Here is a 15,887-nt window from a genome sequence, read left to right on the forward strand (position 1 = left end):
GTCGCGGCCAGGTCCACTCCTACAATAGGGGGCCCCCACCGGTAGTTCCCGCATGCAGCTCGTCGACATCGGCGCCAACCTCACCCACGACAGCTTCGACCGCGACCGCGATGAGGTGCTGGCCCGCGCCCGCGCGGCCGGGGTAGCGCAGCTGGTGGTGACCGGCGCCAGCCGCGAGCACTCGCCGCTGGCGCTGGAACTGGCGCAGCGGCATCCCGGCATGCTCTACGCCACCGCCGGCGTGCACCCGCACCACGCCAGCGAATACACCGACGAATGCGACGCGGAAATGCGCGCCCTGCACGCGCACCCGCAAGTGGTGGCGGTGGGCGAATGCGGACTGGATTATTTCCGCGACTTCTCGCCGCGCCCGGCACAGCGCCGGGCGTTCGAGCGCCAGCTGCAGATCGGCGCCGACACCGCCAAGCCGCTGTTCCTGCACCAGCGCGACGCCCACGCCGACTTCATGGCGATCATGAAGGACTTCGACGGCCGGCTCGGCCCGGCGGTCGTGCACTGCTTCACCGGCACCCGCGAGGAGATGTTCGACTACCTCGACAACGACTGGTACATCGGCATCACCGGCTGGCTGTGCGCGAGCGCCGCGGCGCGCACCTGCGCGAGCTGGTGAAGCACATCCCCGCCAACCGCCTGCTGGTGGAGACCGACGCGCCGTACCTGCTGCCGCGCACGCTCAGGCCGATGCCGAAGGACCGGCGCAACGAACCGTCGTTCCTGCCGCACATCGTGGAGGAGCTGGCGCGGGACCGGGGTGAGGAGGTGGCGGCGGTGGCGGCGCGGACGACGGCCAATGCGCGGGTGTTGTTCCGGTTGCCGGTGCAGGGGTGAAGGGGAAGGTCGCGTTGAGCGCGGTGATGGTCGGGCGGCGTCGGGTCGCCCTCGTGCGGGCTCCTACAGGGGGTAGCCCGGAAATGCCGCTGGGTTACCTGGTGGCGGCTTCGTAGACCTGCAGGTGCGCCCAGGCTGCTTGCAGCCGCGGCACTTCCAGCCCGGCCGCGTGCGCACGGTGGACCATGTCGCCGACGATCTGCAGCGCTTCCACGCGGCGGCCGGCTTCCAGGTCGCGCAGCATCGAGGCGGTGACCGGGGAGCCGGCACGGGTCAGGTGGCCGTGCGCGATCGCCACTTCGTCGGCCGGCAGCGGATGGCCCTCGGCGGCGGCCACCACCAGGCATTCTTCGTGCAGGGCGGCCATGAACGCTTCGCCGCCTTCGCCGGCGACGATCGCACCGACGCTGCCGCGCATCAGGCAGGTGCCGGCGGCCAGCGCGGCGAGGAAACTGAACTTGGTCCACTGCGCCTGGCCGATGTCGGCGGCGTGGTGGTGGTCCACGCCCGCCGCCGCGCAGGCATCGGCCAGCCGCGCCAGCACGCCGGTGTCGGCATTGCCTTCGCGCAGGCCGAAGGTGATCGAGGCCGGGCGCCCCAGGTGCTGGACTTCGCCGTCGGCACCGAGCACGGCGCTGATGAAGCACAGCCCGCCCAGCACGCGTTCGCGGCCGAAGCGCGCGTCCAGCGCCGGATAGTGCAGCAGGCCGTTGAGGATCGGCAGCACGCCGGTGCGATCGCCGACCGCGCCGGCGATCGCGTCCATCGCACTGTCCAGGTCGTAGGCCTTGCAGCTGAGCAGGACCAGGTCGAACGGCGGCAGCATGGCGACTTCTTCCGCCACCACCGTCGCCACCGCCAGGCCGGCGTCGCCCAGCGGACTGCGGATGCGCAACCCGCGTTCGCGCAGCAGGGCCGCGCGCGCCGGGCGAACCAGGAAGGTCACGTCGGCGCCGGCCTGGGCGAGCCTGCCGCCGAAGTAACCGCCGGTGCCGCCGGCGCCGAGCACGAGGATGCGCACGGCCACGCTCAGCTGCGCAGGCCCACGCCGCGGCGCAGCAGCCACAGCGCCAGCGTCGCCAGCGCGGCGACGAAGCCGAGCATCAGCGTGTACGACACCCACAGCGGCACGTCGGAGGTGCCGAGCAGGCCGTAGCGGAACGCGTTGACCATGTAGAAGATCGGGTTGGCGTGGGTCATCGCCTGGGCCCAGCCGGGCAGCAGGGTGACCGAATAGAACACGCCGCCCAGGTAGGTCAGCGGGGTCAGGATGAAGGTCGGCACGATCGCCACGTCGTCGAACTTCTTCGCATAGACCGCGTTGACGAAGCCGGCCAGCGAGAAGATGGTCGCGCCCAGCAGCACCGTGGTCAGGGTCACCAGCGGGTGCGGCATCCGCACCGGGGTGAACAGCATGGCGATGCCCAGCACGATCACGCCCACCATCAGCCCGCGCAGCACCGCGCCGGCGACGTAGCCGCACAGGATCACCCAGTTCGGCATCGGGCTGACCAGCAGCTCCTCGACATGGCGGCCGAACTTGGCGCCGAAGAACGAGGAGGAGATGTTGCCGTAGCTGTTCTGGATCACGCTCATCATCACCAGGCCGGGGACGATGAACTGCATGTAGCTGTAGCCGCCCATGTCGCCGATCCTCGAGCCGATCAGGCCGCCGAAGATCAGGAAGTACAGGGTCATGGTGATCGCCGGCGGCACCAGGGTCTGGCCCCAGATGCGCAGGATGCGGCGCATCTCGCGGCGGACGATGGTGCCCAGCGCGATCCAGTTGCGCGCCGCGTCGCTGCGGGTCGTGGCGGTGGCGGTCACGGCGGTGTCGACCGTGTCGGCGTCCTGTTTCATGCGGCTGCCTCCCGCTTCGAACCGGTCAGGCGCACGAACAGTTCCTCCAGCCGGTTGCTCTTGGTCCGCATCGAGCGCACGCGGATGCCGGCGGCGGCCAACGCGGCGAACACCCGGTTGAGGTCCATCGCCCGCGGCATGTCCAGGTCCAGGGTGTGGTCGTCCAGTGCCAGCAGGGTGGTGCCTTCGATCGCCGGCAGCACCGCCGGCAGGGTCCCGTCGATGTCGAACAGGAAGCCTTCCACGTCGAGTTTCGCCAGCAGTGCGCGCATCGGGCCCTGCTCGACGATCGTGCCGTGGTCGATGATCGCCAGGTTGCGGCACAGGCTCTCCGCTTCCTCCAGGTAATGCGTGGTCAGGATGATGGTGGTGCCGGCGGCATTGATCTCCTTGAGCACCCGCCACATGTCGCGGCGGATCTCGATGTCCACCCCGGCGGTGGGCTCGTCCAGGATCAGCAGGCGCGGGCGGGTCATCATCGCCCGGGCGATCATCAGCCGCCGCTTCATGCCACCGGAAAGGGTGCGGCTCATCACCCGCGCCTTGTCCCACAGGTGCGCGCGGCGCAGTTCGGCCTCGGCCATGGCTTCGGCTTCCGCGCGCGGGATGCCGTAGAAGCCGGCGTAGTTGACCAGGATGTCGAACGGCAGCTCGAACAGGTTGAAGTTGATCTCCTGCGGCACCAGGCCGATCAGGCGCATCGCCTCGCCGCGGCGGGCGACCAGGTCGGTGCCGAACACTTCCACGCTGCCTTCGCTCAGGTTGACCAGCGAGCTGACGATGCCGATCAGGGTCGACTTGCCGGCGCCGTTGGGGCCGAGCAGGGCGAAGAAATCGCCGGGCATGACGTCCAGGGAGACGCCCTTGAGCGCCTGTACGCCGTTGTCGTAGGTCTTGCGCAGGTCGCGCACGCGCAGGGCGGGAACCGCTGCCTGGCCGGGGGAAGTCATGCAGGCCTTCGCGCCGCTGCCGGCGCCTGATTCGGGGCTGCGGCTATTATAGGTCGCCGCCGGGCCCCGGCCCGGCCACAGACTGTTGCGAAAAACGACCTCGTGCCCGTCCATTTCCCGCTCCGCCTCGTCGACCGCCGCATGCTGGCGCCAACCATCGGCCACTACGTGCTTGCCCGCGACGATGGCCAGCCGCTGGACTTCGTCCCCGGCCAGTTCATCCAGATCCATTTCGACTACGCCGACGGCACGCCGGCGCGGCGCAGCTATTCGCTGGCCACGATCCACGACCACGCGCTGGGCCCGGGCGAGGCGGTGGAGATCGCGGTCAGCCACGTGCCCGGCGGCGCGGCCACCGCGCTGTTCGAGGGCATGGAGCCGGGCGCACGGATAGACGCCAGCGGCCCGTACGGGCGCTTCTGCCTGATGCCCGGCGACCGCAACCGCCGCTACCTGCTGATCGGCACCGGCACCGGGATCACCCCGTACCGCTCGATGCTGCCGGTGCTGGCCCGGCAGATCGCCGAGCGCGGCATCGAGGTGGTGCTGCTGGCCGGCGCGCGCACGCCGGGCGAACTGCTCTACGCCGAGGACTTCCGCGCCTTCGCCGACGCGCACCCGCAGTTCCGCTATCTGCCCTGCCTGTCGCGCGAACTGCCCGGCGCCGGTTCGCCGCACGCGCACCCGGACGTGCGCCACGGCTACGTGCAGCAGCAGCTGGCCGAATTCGCGCCCGACCCGGCCACCGACATCGCCTACCTGTGCGGCAACCCGGACATGGTCGACGCCTGCTTCGAGGCCCTGAAGGGATACGGGCTGCCGGTGCCGCAGGTGCGCCGGGAGAAATACGTCAGCAACAAGTAGCGGCGCGCCCTGTGGGGCCATTGGTGGCCCGGCCCGGGAGGCTGTAAAGGTCGCTTGACATGCCGCCGGGCCGTCGCCTAACCTCGCTGTCAAGCTTCCTTGACAGAGATTCCGTGATGGAACGCATCCGTCCCTGGCACCTGCTGTGCGCCGCCGTGGTGGTGGCCGTGGCCGCGGCGCTGCTGCCGCGGTTGCTGCCCGGCAGCATCCCCGGCGTGCTCGTCGCCATGCTCTACCTCGCCGCGCTGGTGCTCGCGTTCACCGCGCTGCTGCGCCACGGCCTGCCCGAACCCTGCGATGCCGCGCCGGCGACCCTGCGCCGCCGCTACACCCGCGAACTGATGCTGGCCATGGGCGGCTACGCACTGGTCCTGTTCGCCTCGACCCTGCTGCTCAAGCGGACCGAGGAGCCGCTGCTGCGCGCCCTGCTCGCGCTGGCGCCGCTGCCGCCGATCGCGCTGGCCATGCGCGCCATCGTCCGCTACATCCGCGATGTCGACGAGATGCAGCAGCGCATCGAGCTGGAGGCGGTGTGCATCGCCACCGCGTTCGTCTCGCTGCTGTACATGGGTGGCGGTTTCCTGCAGGCGGCGAAGGTGATCGATATGCCGGCCGCCTTCGCGATGCTGTGGATGTTCCCGCTGGTGTGCTTCGCCTACGGCCTGGCCAAGCTGGCCGTGACGCGGCGCTACCGCTGAGGGTGCCGGCGCATGGAGACGCACCCGTGAACAACCGCCTGCGCGAATTGCGCGATGCGCAGGGCTGGTCGCAGGGCGAGCTGGCCGAGCGGCTGGAAGTGTCGCGGCAGACGGTCAACGCGCTGGAGACCGGCAAGTACGACCCCAGCCTGCCGCTGGCGTTCCGCATCGCGCGCCTGTTCGGGCTGCGGATCGAGGACGTGTTCCTGCCCGATGCATAGCCACGCCATCACCACCGGCACTTCCACCGCAACTCCTGCCCTTGCAGATTCAACGCTCCAACTTTCCCTTCCAGGCACCGCGAGGCCCGCTTAGATGAAGTCCCGCACCATCCGCCACCTGCCCGCGCTCGCCGCGCTGGCCGCCGCGGCCGCCCTGCTCGGCGGCTGCGAATCCGGCACCGACCCCGCCGCCGGGCCCGCCTCGGCCACCCGCCACTACGGTGGCATCGCGTTCGAACCCTGCACCCTGGCCAGCGGCTGGACCGCGCGCAACGTGCAGGCGCAATGCGCCACGTTCGAGGTTCCCGAGAATCGCGCCGACCCGGCCAGCCGCCACATCGCGCTCAACCTGGCCTGGCTGCCGGCCACCGAAGAGGGCTCGGCCAGCGACGACCCGGTGTTCTTCCTCGCCGGCGGCCCCGGCCAGTCGGCGGTGCAGGTGTGGCCGCAGCTGGATCCGGCGTTCTCCGCGGTGCGCAAGCAGCGCCACGTCGTGCTGGTCGACCAGCGCGGCACCGGTGCGTCCAACGCGCTGGAATGCAAGCCGCCGGAAGACCTGGCCGAGGCCACGCCCGACGCGGAGGCCTTCGCCGCGCTGGCGCGCGAATGCGCGGCCAAGGTCGCCGACCGCGCCGACCCGCGCTTCTACACCACCAGTGACGCGATCGCCGACCTGGAGGCGGTGCGCGGGGCGATCGGCGCGGCGAAGGTCAACCTGGTCGGCGGCTCCTACGGCACCCGCGTGGCCCAGCAGTACGCTGCACGCTTCCCGGACCGCGTGCGCAGCATCGTGCTCGACGGCGTGGCGCCGAACGACCTGGTGGTCGGCGGCGAGTTCGCACACACGTTCGAGGACGCGATCCGCCTGCAGTCGCAGCAGTGCCATCAGCTGCCGGCCTGCAAGGAGCGCTTCCCGCAGGATGCGCACGCCCAGCTGGCCTCGCTGGTGGCCACGCTGAAGGACGCACCGGCGCAGGTCGAGTTCCGCGATCCGGCCAGCGGCGAGAGCCGCAGCGGTACGGTCGACGCCGGCACCGTCACCGGCCTGGCCTTCATGTTCTCGTACATGCCGCAGACCGCCTCGCTGCTGCCGCTGGTGCTGGACGAGGCCGCGCACGGGCGCTACGCGCCGCTGAGGTCGCTGTCCGAGCTGATGGGCCGCAATACCGCCGGCTCGATGGCGCGCGGCATGCAGTGGTCGGTGATCTGCGCCGAGGATGCGGACCGCTTCGTCGAAGACGCCGCGGCCAGGGACACCCTGCTTGGCCCGGAAGTCGCGCGGATGTTCTTCGCCGCCTGCCCGGGCTGGCCGCATGGCACCCGGCCGGAAGGCTTCACCGAGCCGCTGCGCTCGGAGCTGCCGGTGCTGCTGCTGTCGGGCGAGTTCGACCCGGTGACGCCGCCGCGCTACGCCGAACGCGTGCTCGAAGGCCTGCCCAACGGCCGCCACCTGGTCCTGCGCGGGCAGGGCCACGGCACCCTGGCGCTGGGTTGCATGCCGCGCCTGCTCGGCCAGTTCATGGAATCGGCCGATGCCAAGGCACTGGATGCCGGCTGCCTGGACACGATGACCTACGTGCCTCCTTTCACCAGTTTCAACGGATGGGAACCCTGATGCGCCGACACATTCCAGCGGGAGCCACGCCATGATCCGCGCCCACGACCTGCACAAGAGCTTCAAGACCAAGACCGGCACGGTGAACGCCGTGGCCGGGGTCGGCTTCGAGGCGCTCGACGGCCAGATCACCGGCCTGCTCGGGCCCAACGGCGCCGGCAAGACCACCACCCTGCGCATGCTCTACACGCTGATGAAGCCCGACCAGGGCCAGATCGAGGTGGACGGCGTGGACACGGCCAAGGACCCGGTCGCGGTGCGCCGCGCGCTGGGCGTGCTGCCGGACGCACGCGGCGTGTACAAGCGCCTGACCGCACGCGAGAACATCGAGTACTTCGCGCGGCTGCACGGCATCCCCGCCACACGCACCGCCGAGCGCATCGCCACCCTGTCGCAGGCACTGGACATGGGCGAGATCCTGGACCGGCAGACCGAGGGCTTCTCGCAGGGCCAGCGGACCAAGACCGCGATCGCACGCGCCCTGGTCCACGACCCGCGCAACGTGATCCTCGACGAGCCGACCAACGGCCTGGACGTGATGACCACGCGCGCCATGCGCAGCTTCCTGCGCAGCCTGCGCGACGAGGGCCGCTGCGTGATCTTCTCCAGCCACATCATGCAGGAGGTGGCCGCACTCTGCGACCGCATCGTGATCATCGCCAAGGGCGAGGTGGTCGCGGCCGGAACCGCCGACCAGCTGCGCGCGCAGACCGGGGAGGACAACCTGGAGGACGCGTTCGTCAAGGTGATCGGTTCGGAGGAGGGCCTGCACGCATGAGCGCGATGTCGACGATGTGGACCGTGATGCTGAAGGAACTGCGCGACATCGGCCGCGACCGCCGCACCCTGGCACTCACGTTGCTGCTGGGGCCGCTGTTGTTCCCGGTACTGATCCTGGGCATGGGCGCGCTGATGGAGAAGCGCACCCGCACCCAGATCGAGCAGGTGCTGGAGGTGCCGACCATCGGCATCGAGCGCGCGCCGAACCTGGTTGCGTTTCTGGCCACCCAGGGGATCAAGGCGGTGGAAGCGCCACCGAACCTGGAAATCGCCCTGCGCGACCAGGTCGAGGACGTGGGCCTGCGCATTTCCGAAAGCTACGCCGAGGACTGGCGTGCCGGCCGCCCGGCGCTGGTGGAGGTGATGCTCGACACCACCCAGCGCGACTCGGGTATCCCGCGCAACCGCCTGCAGGCGGCGCTGTCGGCCTACAGCGGCCAGGTCGGCGCGCTGCGGCTGCTGGCCCGTGGCGTGGATTCCTCGGTGGCGCAACCAGTCAACGTCGGCGTCCTCGACGTGTCCACGCCGGAGGCCAAGCGCGGGCTGATGCTGTCGGTGATGCTGCCGTATTTCCTGATCATCACCGCCTTCCTCGGCGGCGCGGCGCTGGTGCTGGACGCCACCGCCGGCGAGCGCGAGCGGCAATCGCTCGAACCGCTGCTGGCCACGCCAGCGCCACGCGGGGCAATCGTCAGCGGCAAGATCGTCGCCGCCTGCGTGCTCGGCATCGTGTCGCTGCTGCTGACGCTGTTGGCGATCAAGTTCAGCGCGCAGTTCGCCACCGGCTTCGCCCGCACTTTGGACATGTCGTTCCGGTCGATCGCGAAGATGCTGTTCGTGCTGCTGCCGATGCTGCTGATCGGCACCTCGCTGCTCACCTTCCTCGCCGCCGCCGCCAAGAGCCTGAAGGAGGCGCAGAGCCACATGACCTGGCTGATGCTGCTGCCGATGATCCCGACCATGATGCTGATGGTGAATCCGGTGAAGACCCAGTTGTGGCAGTTCGCGGTGCCGTTCCTGGCGCAGAACCAGCTGCTGCTGAAAGTGATCCGCGCCGAGGCGATCTCCGTCCAGGTGTGGGCGGTGTACCTGGGCTGCAGTGTGGGCCTGGCCCTGCTGCTGTGGCTGGCAGCCGTGATCCGCTACCGGCAGGAGAAGCTGGCCATCTCCACCTGACCGGAGGCGTGGAGCTCCTGCAAGAGCCACGGTATGTTCTGCAGACAAGGAAAGGCCCGGCATTGCCGGGCCTTTCGCTTTCCTGCTGCGCCGGCTTTCGCCGCGGCTTACGTGCCCGGGTTGAACGCCACCGTGCGGCGGGTGGTGATCGGCGCGTCGACCGGCTCGAAGCGCCAGCGGCGCACCGCATTGAGCGCCTCGCGGTCGAAAGTGCGGCTCGGGTTGGCGCGCAGCACGCGTGCATCGGTGACCGCGCCATCGGTGCCGACGGTGAACTCGACCAGGACCTCTCCGGAAAGGCCCGCGCGCAGTGCGTCGGGCGGATAGCGAGGCGGCGGCATGTTGAGCGGACGCAGCGCGCGCTGCGGTGCGGGCGTGGCGGCGGCTGGCGCCGGCTGGGCCGCTGCCGCGGCCGCCTGGCGCGCGGCCTCCTGCTGCTCGGCCTCGCGCTGGGCTTCAGCCTGGCGCGCGGCGGCCTGCTGTTCGGCCAGGCGCCTGGCGGCCTCGGCTTCGGCTGCCTGCTGTGCGACCTGCTGCTGCTGGGCCTGGGCACGGGCCTCGACTTCGGCCTTGGCACGCGCGTCCTCGGCCTCGGTGCGCTTGGCCACGGCCTGCTGCGAGGTTGCCACGCTCTGGCGGATGCGCGGCAGCGCCGGCGCGGTCTTGTCGGCCTTTTCGATCAGCGCAACCAGGCGCAGCGCCTCGTCGAACTGCTCGCGGGTCACCGCCTGCTCGGCGGCGATCACCGTGTACGGCATCAGGTCGGTCAGCGCACTGGCCACCGTTGCGTCGTCTGGCAGCTTGTCGCGCAGCGCCAGGTAGTACTCCATGGCGTTGTCGCCGGCCGGTGCGTACATGCGGTTCTCGCGCAGCGCCTGGCTGGCCGCTTCGCGCAACTGCTCGGCGCTCATCGCCTGCACGCTGGCGGCAACCGCCGGCTGCGGCGGTGCGGCCGCCGGGGCTGCGGCAGTCTGCGCGCCGGGCGCGGGCGCGGCCGTGGCCGGGGCGGATTCTTCCTGCCTGGAGCAGGCGCCGAGCGCCAGGGCCAGCAGCACGCACGCGCACAGGCGCGACTTCGCCGAAATCGTCATGGACAACATTTGCAACTCCCCCTTGAAAACCAGTGATACCCCGATGGCCCCCTTGATCGCGCCATCCGCCGGGATTGTCAACCGGCCGGGTGCCGGCCACAAGCGGCGGCGGCGGCGGTCTTCCGGGAGCGGGCGGATCCGGGGGCGAAAAGCGTGACGGCCATCAACTCCCGGCGGACTACTTGCCGATACAGAAGCTGGAGAAGATGTGGCCGAGCAGGTCGTCGGCGCTGGTCTGGCCGGTGATCCGGCCCAGCGCGGCATGGGCCAGGCGCAGTTCCTCGGCGGCCAGCTCCAGCCTCTCGGCAGACAGTTCTGCGGCAGCCGCGGTGGCGTTGACGAGGGTCGCCTGCAGGCCCTCGACCTGGCGCGCGCGCGCGCTGAACTCGCCTTCGGCCGCGTCGGGGCTGCCGCTGGTGGCCAGGCCGCGCAAGGCCGCGTGCAGCGTGTCCAGGCCGGCGCCGGTCAACGCCGAGACCCGCACTTCGTCGGCCGCCGGCGCGCGCGCAGCCACGTCGGCACCAAGCAGGTCGGCCTTGTTCAGGATCCACAGGCGCGCCGGGGCCTGCGCGGCGGCGGCCTCCAGCGCCGCCCGCCCGGCCTGCGGGTCGCGCGCGTCGAGCACCAGCAGGGCAACGTCGGCGCGGCCCAGTTCGACGTGGGCGCGGCGCATGCCTTCGCGCTCGATCTCGTCGCCCCCCTCGCGCAGGCCGGCGGTGTCGGACAGCTCCAGTTCCAGGCCGTCGATGCGCACGGTCTCGCGCAGCACGTCGCGGGTGGTGCCGGCGACGTCGGCCACGATCGCGCGCGCATCGCCGGCCAGTGCGTTGAGCAGCGAACTCTTGCCGGCGTTGGGCGGGCCCAGCAGCACCGCGTGCACGCCATCGCGCAGGCGGCGGCCGCGTTCGGCCTCGGCGACGAGCGCGCGCAGATCCGCGCACAGATGCTCCAGGTCGGTGCGCACCTGGCCGATGCCCAGCGTCTCGATCGGTTCGTCGACGAAGTCGATCGCCGCTTCCACGTGGATGCGCAGGCGCAGCAGGATTGTGGCGATGGCGTCGATCCGCTGCGAGAACACGCCTTCCAGCGAACGCCGCGCCGCACGCGCCGCGCGCAGGTCGGCGGCGGCGATCAGGTCGGCGATCGCTTCGGCCTGGACCAGGTCCAGCTTGCCGTTGAGGAAGGCGCGCTCGCTGAACTCGCCCGGGCGGGCCGGGCGCGCGCCCAGTTCGCAGCAGCGCTGGACCAGGCGCCGCAGCAGCACCGGGCTGCCATGCGCCTGCAGTTCGGCCACGTCTTCGCCGGTGAAGCTGTGCGGGCCGGGGAAAACCAGGACGATGCCGTCATCGATCACGGCGCCGTCGGCTTCGCTGAACTCCGCTCGGGTGGCGCGCCGCGGCAACGCTTCACGGCCGCACGCCGCACGCGCGATCTCCAGTGCGTGCGGCCCGGACAGGCGGACGATCCCGACACCACCGGCGCCGGGGGCGGTAGCGATCGCGGCGATGGTGTCGGTCTGGTTCATGGCTGCGGTGCGGGTGCGGGTGCGGGTGCGGGTGCGGGTGCGGGAAAGCGTAGCGGTTCGATACAGCGAATGTGCATTCGGGGGTCGTGGAGCATGGTCTTCGGAGGGGGCCGCCCCGCAGAAGAAGCAGAGCCCAGAAAAAAAGAACCCGCCTTGCGGCGGGTTCCTTCGCAACCGGTGGTGGGCGCCCTACTTCGCAGGCGCGGCCTTGGTCGCCGGCTCGCCGGGCTTCTTCATCATGTACCACTGCTGCAGCAGGCCCAGCGAGCCGTTGGTGACCCAGTACAGGACCAGGCCGGCGGGGAAGAACGCCATCATCACGCCGAACGCCACCGGCATGAACTGCATCATCTTCTGCTGCACCGGATCCATGCCCGGCGCCGGCTGCAGCTTCTGGGTGAAGAACATCACCGCCACGTTGATCACCGGCAGGATGAAGTACGGGTCGCGCGCGGTCAAGTCCTGGATCCACCAGATCCATGGCGCGTGGCGCAGCTCCACCGACTCCACCAGCACCCAGTACAGCGCCAGGAACACCGGCATCTGCACCAGGATCGGCAGGCAGCCGCCCATCGGGTTGATCTTCTCCTTCTTGTACAGCTCCATCATCGCTTCCTGGAACTTCTGGCGGTCGTCGCCATAGCGTTCCTTCAGCTGCTGGATGCGCGGCTGGAACTTGCGCATCTTGGCGAAGCTCTTGTACTGCGCCGCCGACAGCGGATACAGCACCAGCTTGACCAGCAGCACCAGGCCGATGATCGCCCAGCCCCAGTTGCCAAGCAGGCCGTAGAGGTGGCTCAGCACCCAGAACAGGCCTTCGCCGAGGATGGCCAGGATCGAGAACTGGCTGTAGTCCACCGCGCGCTCCAGGCCCGGCACCTGCTGGGCGCGGATCTGCGAGACCAGCTTCGGGCCCACGTACAGGCGCGCCTGGCTGGTGGCGGTGGCGCCCGGCGCGACCTGGATCGTCTCGCCCAGTTCGCGCACCAGCGCGCCGCTGGGCGGGGCGTCGAGGGCGATGGTCGAAGGCTGCGCGCCTTCCGGGATCCACGCGCTGAAGAAGTGGTGCTGCAGCATCGCGATCCAGCCACGCGGCGCCCTGGCGTTGACGTGGCCGTCCTCGAGGTAGTCCTCGTCGAACTTGCGGCGCTGGTATTCGCCGTCGTACCAGGCCGCGCCGGTGAAGCTGAAGGACTCCGGCTGGGTGTAGCCGCGCTTGATCAGCGGCGGCTTGCGGATCAGCTGGCGGTAGACCTGGCCCTGCCACGGCGCGCTGCCCTGGTTGGCGATCTCGTCGCGCACTTCCACCGCGTAGGAGCCGCGGGTGAGGGTGTAGGTGCGGTGGATGCTGACGCCGTCCGGGCCGTGCCAGACGAACGGCACCACCACCTGCTGCTGGCCGTCGGCCAGCACGAACTCGCGCTGCGGGCCGTCCGGCACGAAGCCGGACTGGTGGCTGGGCGCGGCGCCGCCAGCGCTGACCCAGCCGACCTGGGCGGCGTAGAACTTCGCCGGGTCGGTGTCGAACAGGCGCACCGGCGCGCTGCCGGGCTCGCGGGTCTGCGGGAACTGCAGCAGATCGGCCTGCAGCACGCTGCCGCCGTCCAGCACCAGGTCGAGCACGTCGGTGCGCACGCTGATCCGGTGGGCGGCCGCGTCCGGAGCCACGGCCACGGCCGGCGGCGGCGCGGCCGACGCGGCCGGCACCGCGGCATCGCCCGGGGCGGGAACGGCGGCCGGTGCCAGAACCGCGCCGGGAATGGCGGCGGCATCCGCGCCGGTCGTGGTCGCCACGGCGGGCGTCGCGGGGGCAGGCGGGGCGACCCGTTCCTTGCCCCACTCCATCCACAGCAGCATCGCCACCATCAGCCAGGCAAGGATCAGGAATACGCGGGTCTGGTTCATCGGGCAGGCAGGCTCAGCCGGAGTGGGGGTCCGGCGTTGGAGAGGAGGTCGGGGAATCGGTTCCGGACACGGGAGGAACAGTGGCCGCGGGCATTGTGCCGCCGGTGGCCGGAGCGGGCAATGCGCCGGCGCGGCGCAGCAGCCTGAGGAAGGCCTCGACCAGCTCGGCGTTGCCGGCGCGGCGGGCAGCCGGTCGGGCCACCACCACGTAGTCGCCGCCAGCCAGTTGCGGGCGCAGGCGACGGGTGGTTTCGCGCAGGACGCGCTTGATCCGGTTGCGACCGACCGCACGCGGGTCGACCTTGCGCGAAACCGCCAGCCCCAGCCGCGGCGGCTGCGGACCGGGCACCCAGTGCAGCCCGAACAGCGGATCGCCGGAGCGGCTGCCCTGCTCGAACACGGCGGTGTATTCGGCGCGCAAACGAACCCGCGCGCTGCGAGGGAATCGCGCGCGCGGGCCGGAATTCATCGATGGGGACGGATCGCCGCGGCTGGGGCCCACCGGGAACGGGGGCGCCGCGAGGCGATCAGGCGGTGAGGCGCTTGCGGCCCTTGGCACGGCGACGCGCAAGGATCTTGCGGCCGTCGGCGGTCTTCATGCGGGCACGGAAACCGTGGTCGCGCTTGCGCTTGATGTTGCTGGGCTGGTAGGTGCGCTTGGTGGCCATGGCGGCACTCGGCTGTTCGGATCGAAAGAACCGGAAATTCTAGGGGGTCGCTACGGCCCGGGTCAACCCCGGGCACGGTCGCGGGCGCCAGGAGCCTTCACAGGGCCTGTGGATGCCCTGTGGATGAATCTTGGGAAAAGGCCGGCCCGATGGTAGTCTGCCCAGTCCGAATCCGACCCACCGCGGTCGCCCGGCGACGCGAAGGCGTCGGGGCGATCCTCCACGAGTTTTGCCTTTCCGATGGATGCCTGGCCCCGTTGTCTGGAACGCCTCGAAGCCGAATTCCCGCCCGAGGATGTCCATACCTGGCTCAAACCCCTGCAGGCCGAGGAGCGCCCGGACGGCGTGGTGCTGTACGCACCCAACGCCTTCATCGTCGAGCAGGTCCGCGACCGCTACCTGCCGCGGATCCGCGAGCTGGCCCAGCACTTCGCCGGCCTGAACGTCGCCCTGGAGATCGGCTCGCGCCCGCGCGCGGCCGAACCGGCGCGGGCGCCGCTGGCCACCGCCGCCGGTGGTGCCGCCGCGCCCCGCCCGGCCGCCCCGGTGGAGCCGTTCAACGGCAACCTGGACACCCACTACACCTTCGAGAACTTCGTCGAGGGCCGCAGCAACCAGCTCGGCCGCGCCGCCGCCTGGCAGGCCGCGCAGCGCCCCGGCGACCGCGCCCACAACCCGCTGCTGCTGTACGGGGGCACCGGGCTGGGCAAGACCCACCTGATGTTCGCCGCCGGCAACGCGATGCGCGCGGCCAACCCCGGCGCGCGGGTGCTGTACCTGCGCTCGGAGCAGTTCTACAGTGCCTTCTTCCGCGCGCTGCAGGAGAAGACCGCCGACCAGTTCAAGCGCCAGTTCCAGCAGATCGACGCGCTGCTGATCGACGACATCCAGTTCTTCGCCGGCAAGGACCGCACCCAGGAAGAGTTCTTCCACACCTTCAATTCGCTGTTCGACAGCCGCCAGCAGATCATCATGACCTGCGACCGCTACCCGCGAGAGGTCGACGGCCTGGAGCCGCGGCTGAAGTCGCGCCTGGCCTGGGGCCTGTCGGTGGCGATCGATCCACCCGATTTCGAGACCCGCGCGGCGATCGTGCTGGCGAAGGCGCACGAGCGCGGCGCGCACATTCCCGACGAGGTCGCGTTCCTGCTGGCCAAGAAGATGCGCAGCAACGTGCGCGACCTGGAAGGCGCGCTCAACACCCTGGCCGCACGCGCGAACTTCACTGGCCGTGCGATCAGCATCGAGTTCGCCCAGGAGACGCTGCGCGACCTGCTGCGCGCCCAGCAGCAGGCGATCGGCATCCCCAACATCCAGAAGACCGTGGCCGACTACTACGGTTTGCAGATGAAGGACCTGCTGTCCAAGCGCCGCACCCGCTCGCTGGCGCGGCCGCGGCAGGTCGCCATGGCCCTGACCAAGGAACTGACCGAGCACAGCCTGCCGGAGATCGGCGACGCTTTCGCCGGGCGCGACCACACCACGGTGCTGCACGCCTGCCGCCAGATCCGCAACCTGATGGAAACCGATGGCAAGCTGCGCGAGGACTGGGACAAGCTGATCCGCAAGTTGAGCGAGTGAGCGTGGCGATGGCTGGCCGCGCTGCATTCCGGCCTTCCGGCACAGCCGGCGATGCTGAAGGTGCGGTAGATTCTGCGGTGGAGGACATCCCGGGGAGAATGCGG

The 15,887-nt window shown here is 70.6% G+C and carries 15 protein-coding genes and 1 pseudogene; 8 read left to right on the forward strand and 8 right to left on the reverse strand.

All coding sequences use genetic code 11. The features are described 5' to 3' along the window. The first annotated feature begins 52 nt into the window (after positions 1–52). Positions 53–849: pseudogene (locus CSC64_RS04935) on the forward strand (TatD family hydrolase). A gap of 94 nt (positions 850–943) precedes the next feature. Here CSC64_RS04935 and panE read toward each other — a convergent pair. The 3 genes from panE to CSC64_RS04950 are packed head-to-tail and all read right to left on the reverse strand — an operon-like array spanning position 944 to position 3,659. Further along, positions 944–1,876, reverse strand: a complete 933-nt coding sequence (panE, locus tag CSC64_RS04940) for a 2-dehydropantoate 2-reductase (protein WP_202922312.1) — start codon at positions 1,874–1,876, stop codon at positions 944–946. Between the two features lie 2 nt (positions 1,877–1,878). Beyond that, positions 1,879–2,709 (reverse strand): ABC transporter permease, encoded by an 831-nt coding sequence (locus CSC64_RS04945; protein ID WP_238389764.1) that lies wholly within the window; start codon positions 2,707–2,709, stop codon positions 1,879–1,881. After that, positions 2,706–3,659, reverse strand: a complete 954-nt coding sequence (locus tag CSC64_RS04950) for an ABC transporter ATP-binding protein (protein WP_162434211.1) — start codon at positions 3,657–3,659, stop codon at positions 2,706–2,708. Before CSC64_RS04950 ends, CSC64_RS04945 begins: the two co-directional genes overlap by 4 nt. Positions 3,660–3,800: 141 nt before the next feature. On the opposite strand from CSC64_RS04950, the gene CSC64_RS04955 reads away from it, so the two are divergent. The 6 genes from CSC64_RS04955 to CSC64_RS04980 all read left to right on the forward strand — a co-directional run bounded on the left by CSC64_RS04955 (position 3,801) and on the right by CSC64_RS04980 (position 9,013). Further along, complete coding sequence (locus tag CSC64_RS04955; protein ID WP_238389765.1) at positions 3,801–4,523, forward strand: FAD-binding oxidoreductase; 723 nt, start codon at positions 3,801–3,803, stop codon at positions 4,521–4,523. Between the two features lie 116 nt (positions 4,524–4,639). After that, complete coding sequence (locus CSC64_RS04960) at positions 4,640–5,221, forward strand: hypothetical protein (protein ID WP_162434213.1); 582 nt, start codon at positions 4,640–4,642, stop codon at positions 5,219–5,221. Positions 5,222–5,247: 26 nt separating this feature from the next. Continuing rightward, positions 5,248–5,442, forward strand: a complete 195-nt coding sequence (locus CSC64_RS04965; protein ID WP_162434214.1) for a helix-turn-helix transcriptional regulator — start codon at positions 5,248–5,250, stop codon at positions 5,440–5,442. Positions 5,443–5,536: 94 nt separating this feature from the next. Then, on the forward strand, positions 5,537–7,057 hold the full coding sequence (locus tag CSC64_RS04970) for an alpha/beta hydrolase (RefSeq protein WP_162434215.1): 1,521 nt from the start codon (positions 5,537–5,539) through the stop codon (positions 7,055–7,057). 31 nt (positions 7,058–7,088) lie between these two features. After that, entirely contained in the window at positions 7,089–7,835 is a 747-nt protein-coding gene (locus tag CSC64_RS04975) for an ABC transporter ATP-binding protein (RefSeq protein WP_162434216.1), read from the forward strand. Beyond that, entirely contained in the window at positions 7,832–9,013 is a 1,182-nt protein-coding gene (locus CSC64_RS04980) for an ABC transporter permease (RefSeq protein WP_162434217.1), read from the forward strand. Before CSC64_RS04975 ends, CSC64_RS04980 begins: the two co-directional genes overlap by 4 nt. A 107-nt stretch (positions 9,014–9,120) precedes the next feature. Here CSC64_RS04980 and CSC64_RS04985 read toward each other — a convergent pair whose 3' ends face one another. The 5 genes from CSC64_RS04985 to rpmH form a co-directional block, all read right to left on the reverse strand. Then, entirely contained in the window at positions 9,121–10,113 is a 993-nt protein-coding gene (locus CSC64_RS04985) for an energy transducer TonB (protein WP_162434218.1), read from the reverse strand. A gap of 169 nt (positions 10,114–10,282) precedes the next feature. Further along, complete coding sequence (gene mnmE, locus CSC64_RS04990) at positions 10,283–11,629, reverse strand: tRNA uridine-5-carboxymethylaminomethyl(34) synthesis GTPase MnmE (RefSeq protein WP_162434219.1); 1,347 nt, start codon at positions 11,627–11,629, stop codon at positions 10,283–10,285. 189 nt (positions 11,630–11,818) lie between these two features. Next, the gene (gene yidC, locus CSC64_RS04995; RefSeq protein ID WP_162434220.1) at positions 11,819–13,534 is read right to left on the reverse strand and encodes a membrane protein insertase YidC; all 1,716 of its coding nucleotides are present in this window, start codon (positions 13,532–13,534) and stop codon (positions 11,819–11,821) included. Positions 13,535–13,547: 13 nt separating this feature from the next. Beyond that, on the reverse strand, positions 13,548–14,003 hold the full coding sequence (gene rnpA, locus CSC64_RS05000) for a ribonuclease P protein component (protein WP_162434221.1): 456 nt from the start codon (positions 14,001–14,003) through the stop codon (positions 13,548–13,550). A 58-nt stretch (positions 14,004–14,061) separates the two neighbouring features. Next, a complete protein-coding gene (rpmH, locus tag CSC64_RS05005) occupies positions 14,062–14,202 on the reverse strand; it encodes a 50S ribosomal protein L34 (protein WP_162434222.1) in 141 nt (46 codons plus the stop codon). A 240-nt stretch (positions 14,203–14,442) separates the two neighbouring features. On the opposite strand from rpmH, the gene dnaA reads away from it, so the two are divergent. Next, positions 14,443–15,783: a chromosomal replication initiator protein DnaA gene (dnaA, locus tag CSC64_RS05010; RefSeq protein ID WP_162434223.1), complete on the forward strand. Its 1,341-nt coding sequence runs from the start codon at positions 14,443–14,445 to the stop codon at positions 15,781–15,783. Positions 15,784–15,887: the final 104 nt, after the last annotated feature.

This window comes from Pseudoxanthomonas koreensis, assembly GCF_010093225.1.
Classification (GTDB): domain Bacteria; phylum Pseudomonadota; class Gammaproteobacteria; order Xanthomonadales; family Xanthomonadaceae; genus Pseudoxanthomonas; species Pseudoxanthomonas koreensis.

Excerpts from the sequence above, each read along its gene's own strand:
- CSC64_RS04945 (WP_238389764.1), bottom strand. The coding sequence starts at position 2,709 with ATGAAACAGGACGCCGACACGGTCGACACCGCCGTGACCGCCACCGCC.
- CSC64_RS04950 (WP_162434211.1), bottom strand. The coding sequence starts at position 3,659 with ATGACTTCCCCCGGCCAGGCAGCGGTTCCCGCCCTGCGCGTGCGCGAC.
- CSC64_RS04955 (WP_238389765.1), top strand. The coding sequence starts at position 3,801 with ATGCTGGCGCCAACCATCGGCCACTACGTGCTTGCCCGCGACGATGGC.
- CSC64_RS04960 (WP_162434213.1), top strand. The coding sequence starts at position 4,640 with ATGGAACGCATCCGTCCCTGGCACCTGCTGTGCGCCGCCGTGGTGGTG.
- CSC64_RS04970 (WP_162434215.1), top strand. The coding sequence starts at position 5,537 with ATGAAGTCCCGCACCATCCGCCACCTGCCCGCGCTCGCCGCGCTGGCC.
- CSC64_RS04975 (WP_162434216.1), top strand. The coding sequence starts at position 7,089 with ATGATCCGCGCCCACGACCTGCACAAGAGCTTCAAGACCAAGACCGGC.
- CSC64_RS04980 (WP_162434217.1), top strand. The coding sequence starts at position 7,832 with ATGAGCGCGATGTCGACGATGTGGACCGTGATGCTGAAGGAACTGCGC.
- CSC64_RS04985 (WP_162434218.1), bottom strand. The coding sequence starts at position 10,113 with ATGTTGTCCATGACGATTTCGGCGAAGTCGCGCCTGTGCGCGTGCGTG.
- mnmE (WP_162434219.1), bottom strand. The coding sequence starts at position 11,629 with ATGAACCAGACCGACACCATCGCCGCGATCGCTACCGCCCCCGGCGCC.
- yidC (WP_162434220.1), bottom strand. The coding sequence starts at position 13,534 with ATGAACCAGACCCGCGTATTCCTGATCCTTGCCTGGCTGATGGTGGCG.
- rnpA (WP_162434221.1), bottom strand. The coding sequence starts at position 14,003 with ATGAATTCCGGCCCGCGCGCGCGATTCCCTCGCAGCGCGCGGGTTCGT.
- rpmH (WP_162434222.1), bottom strand. The coding sequence starts at position 14,202 with ATGGCCACCAAGCGCACCTACCAGCCCAGCAACATCAAGCGCAAGCGC.
- dnaA (WP_162434223.1), top strand. The coding sequence starts at position 14,443 with ATGGATGCCTGGCCCCGTTGTCTGGAACGCCTCGAAGCCGAATTCCCG.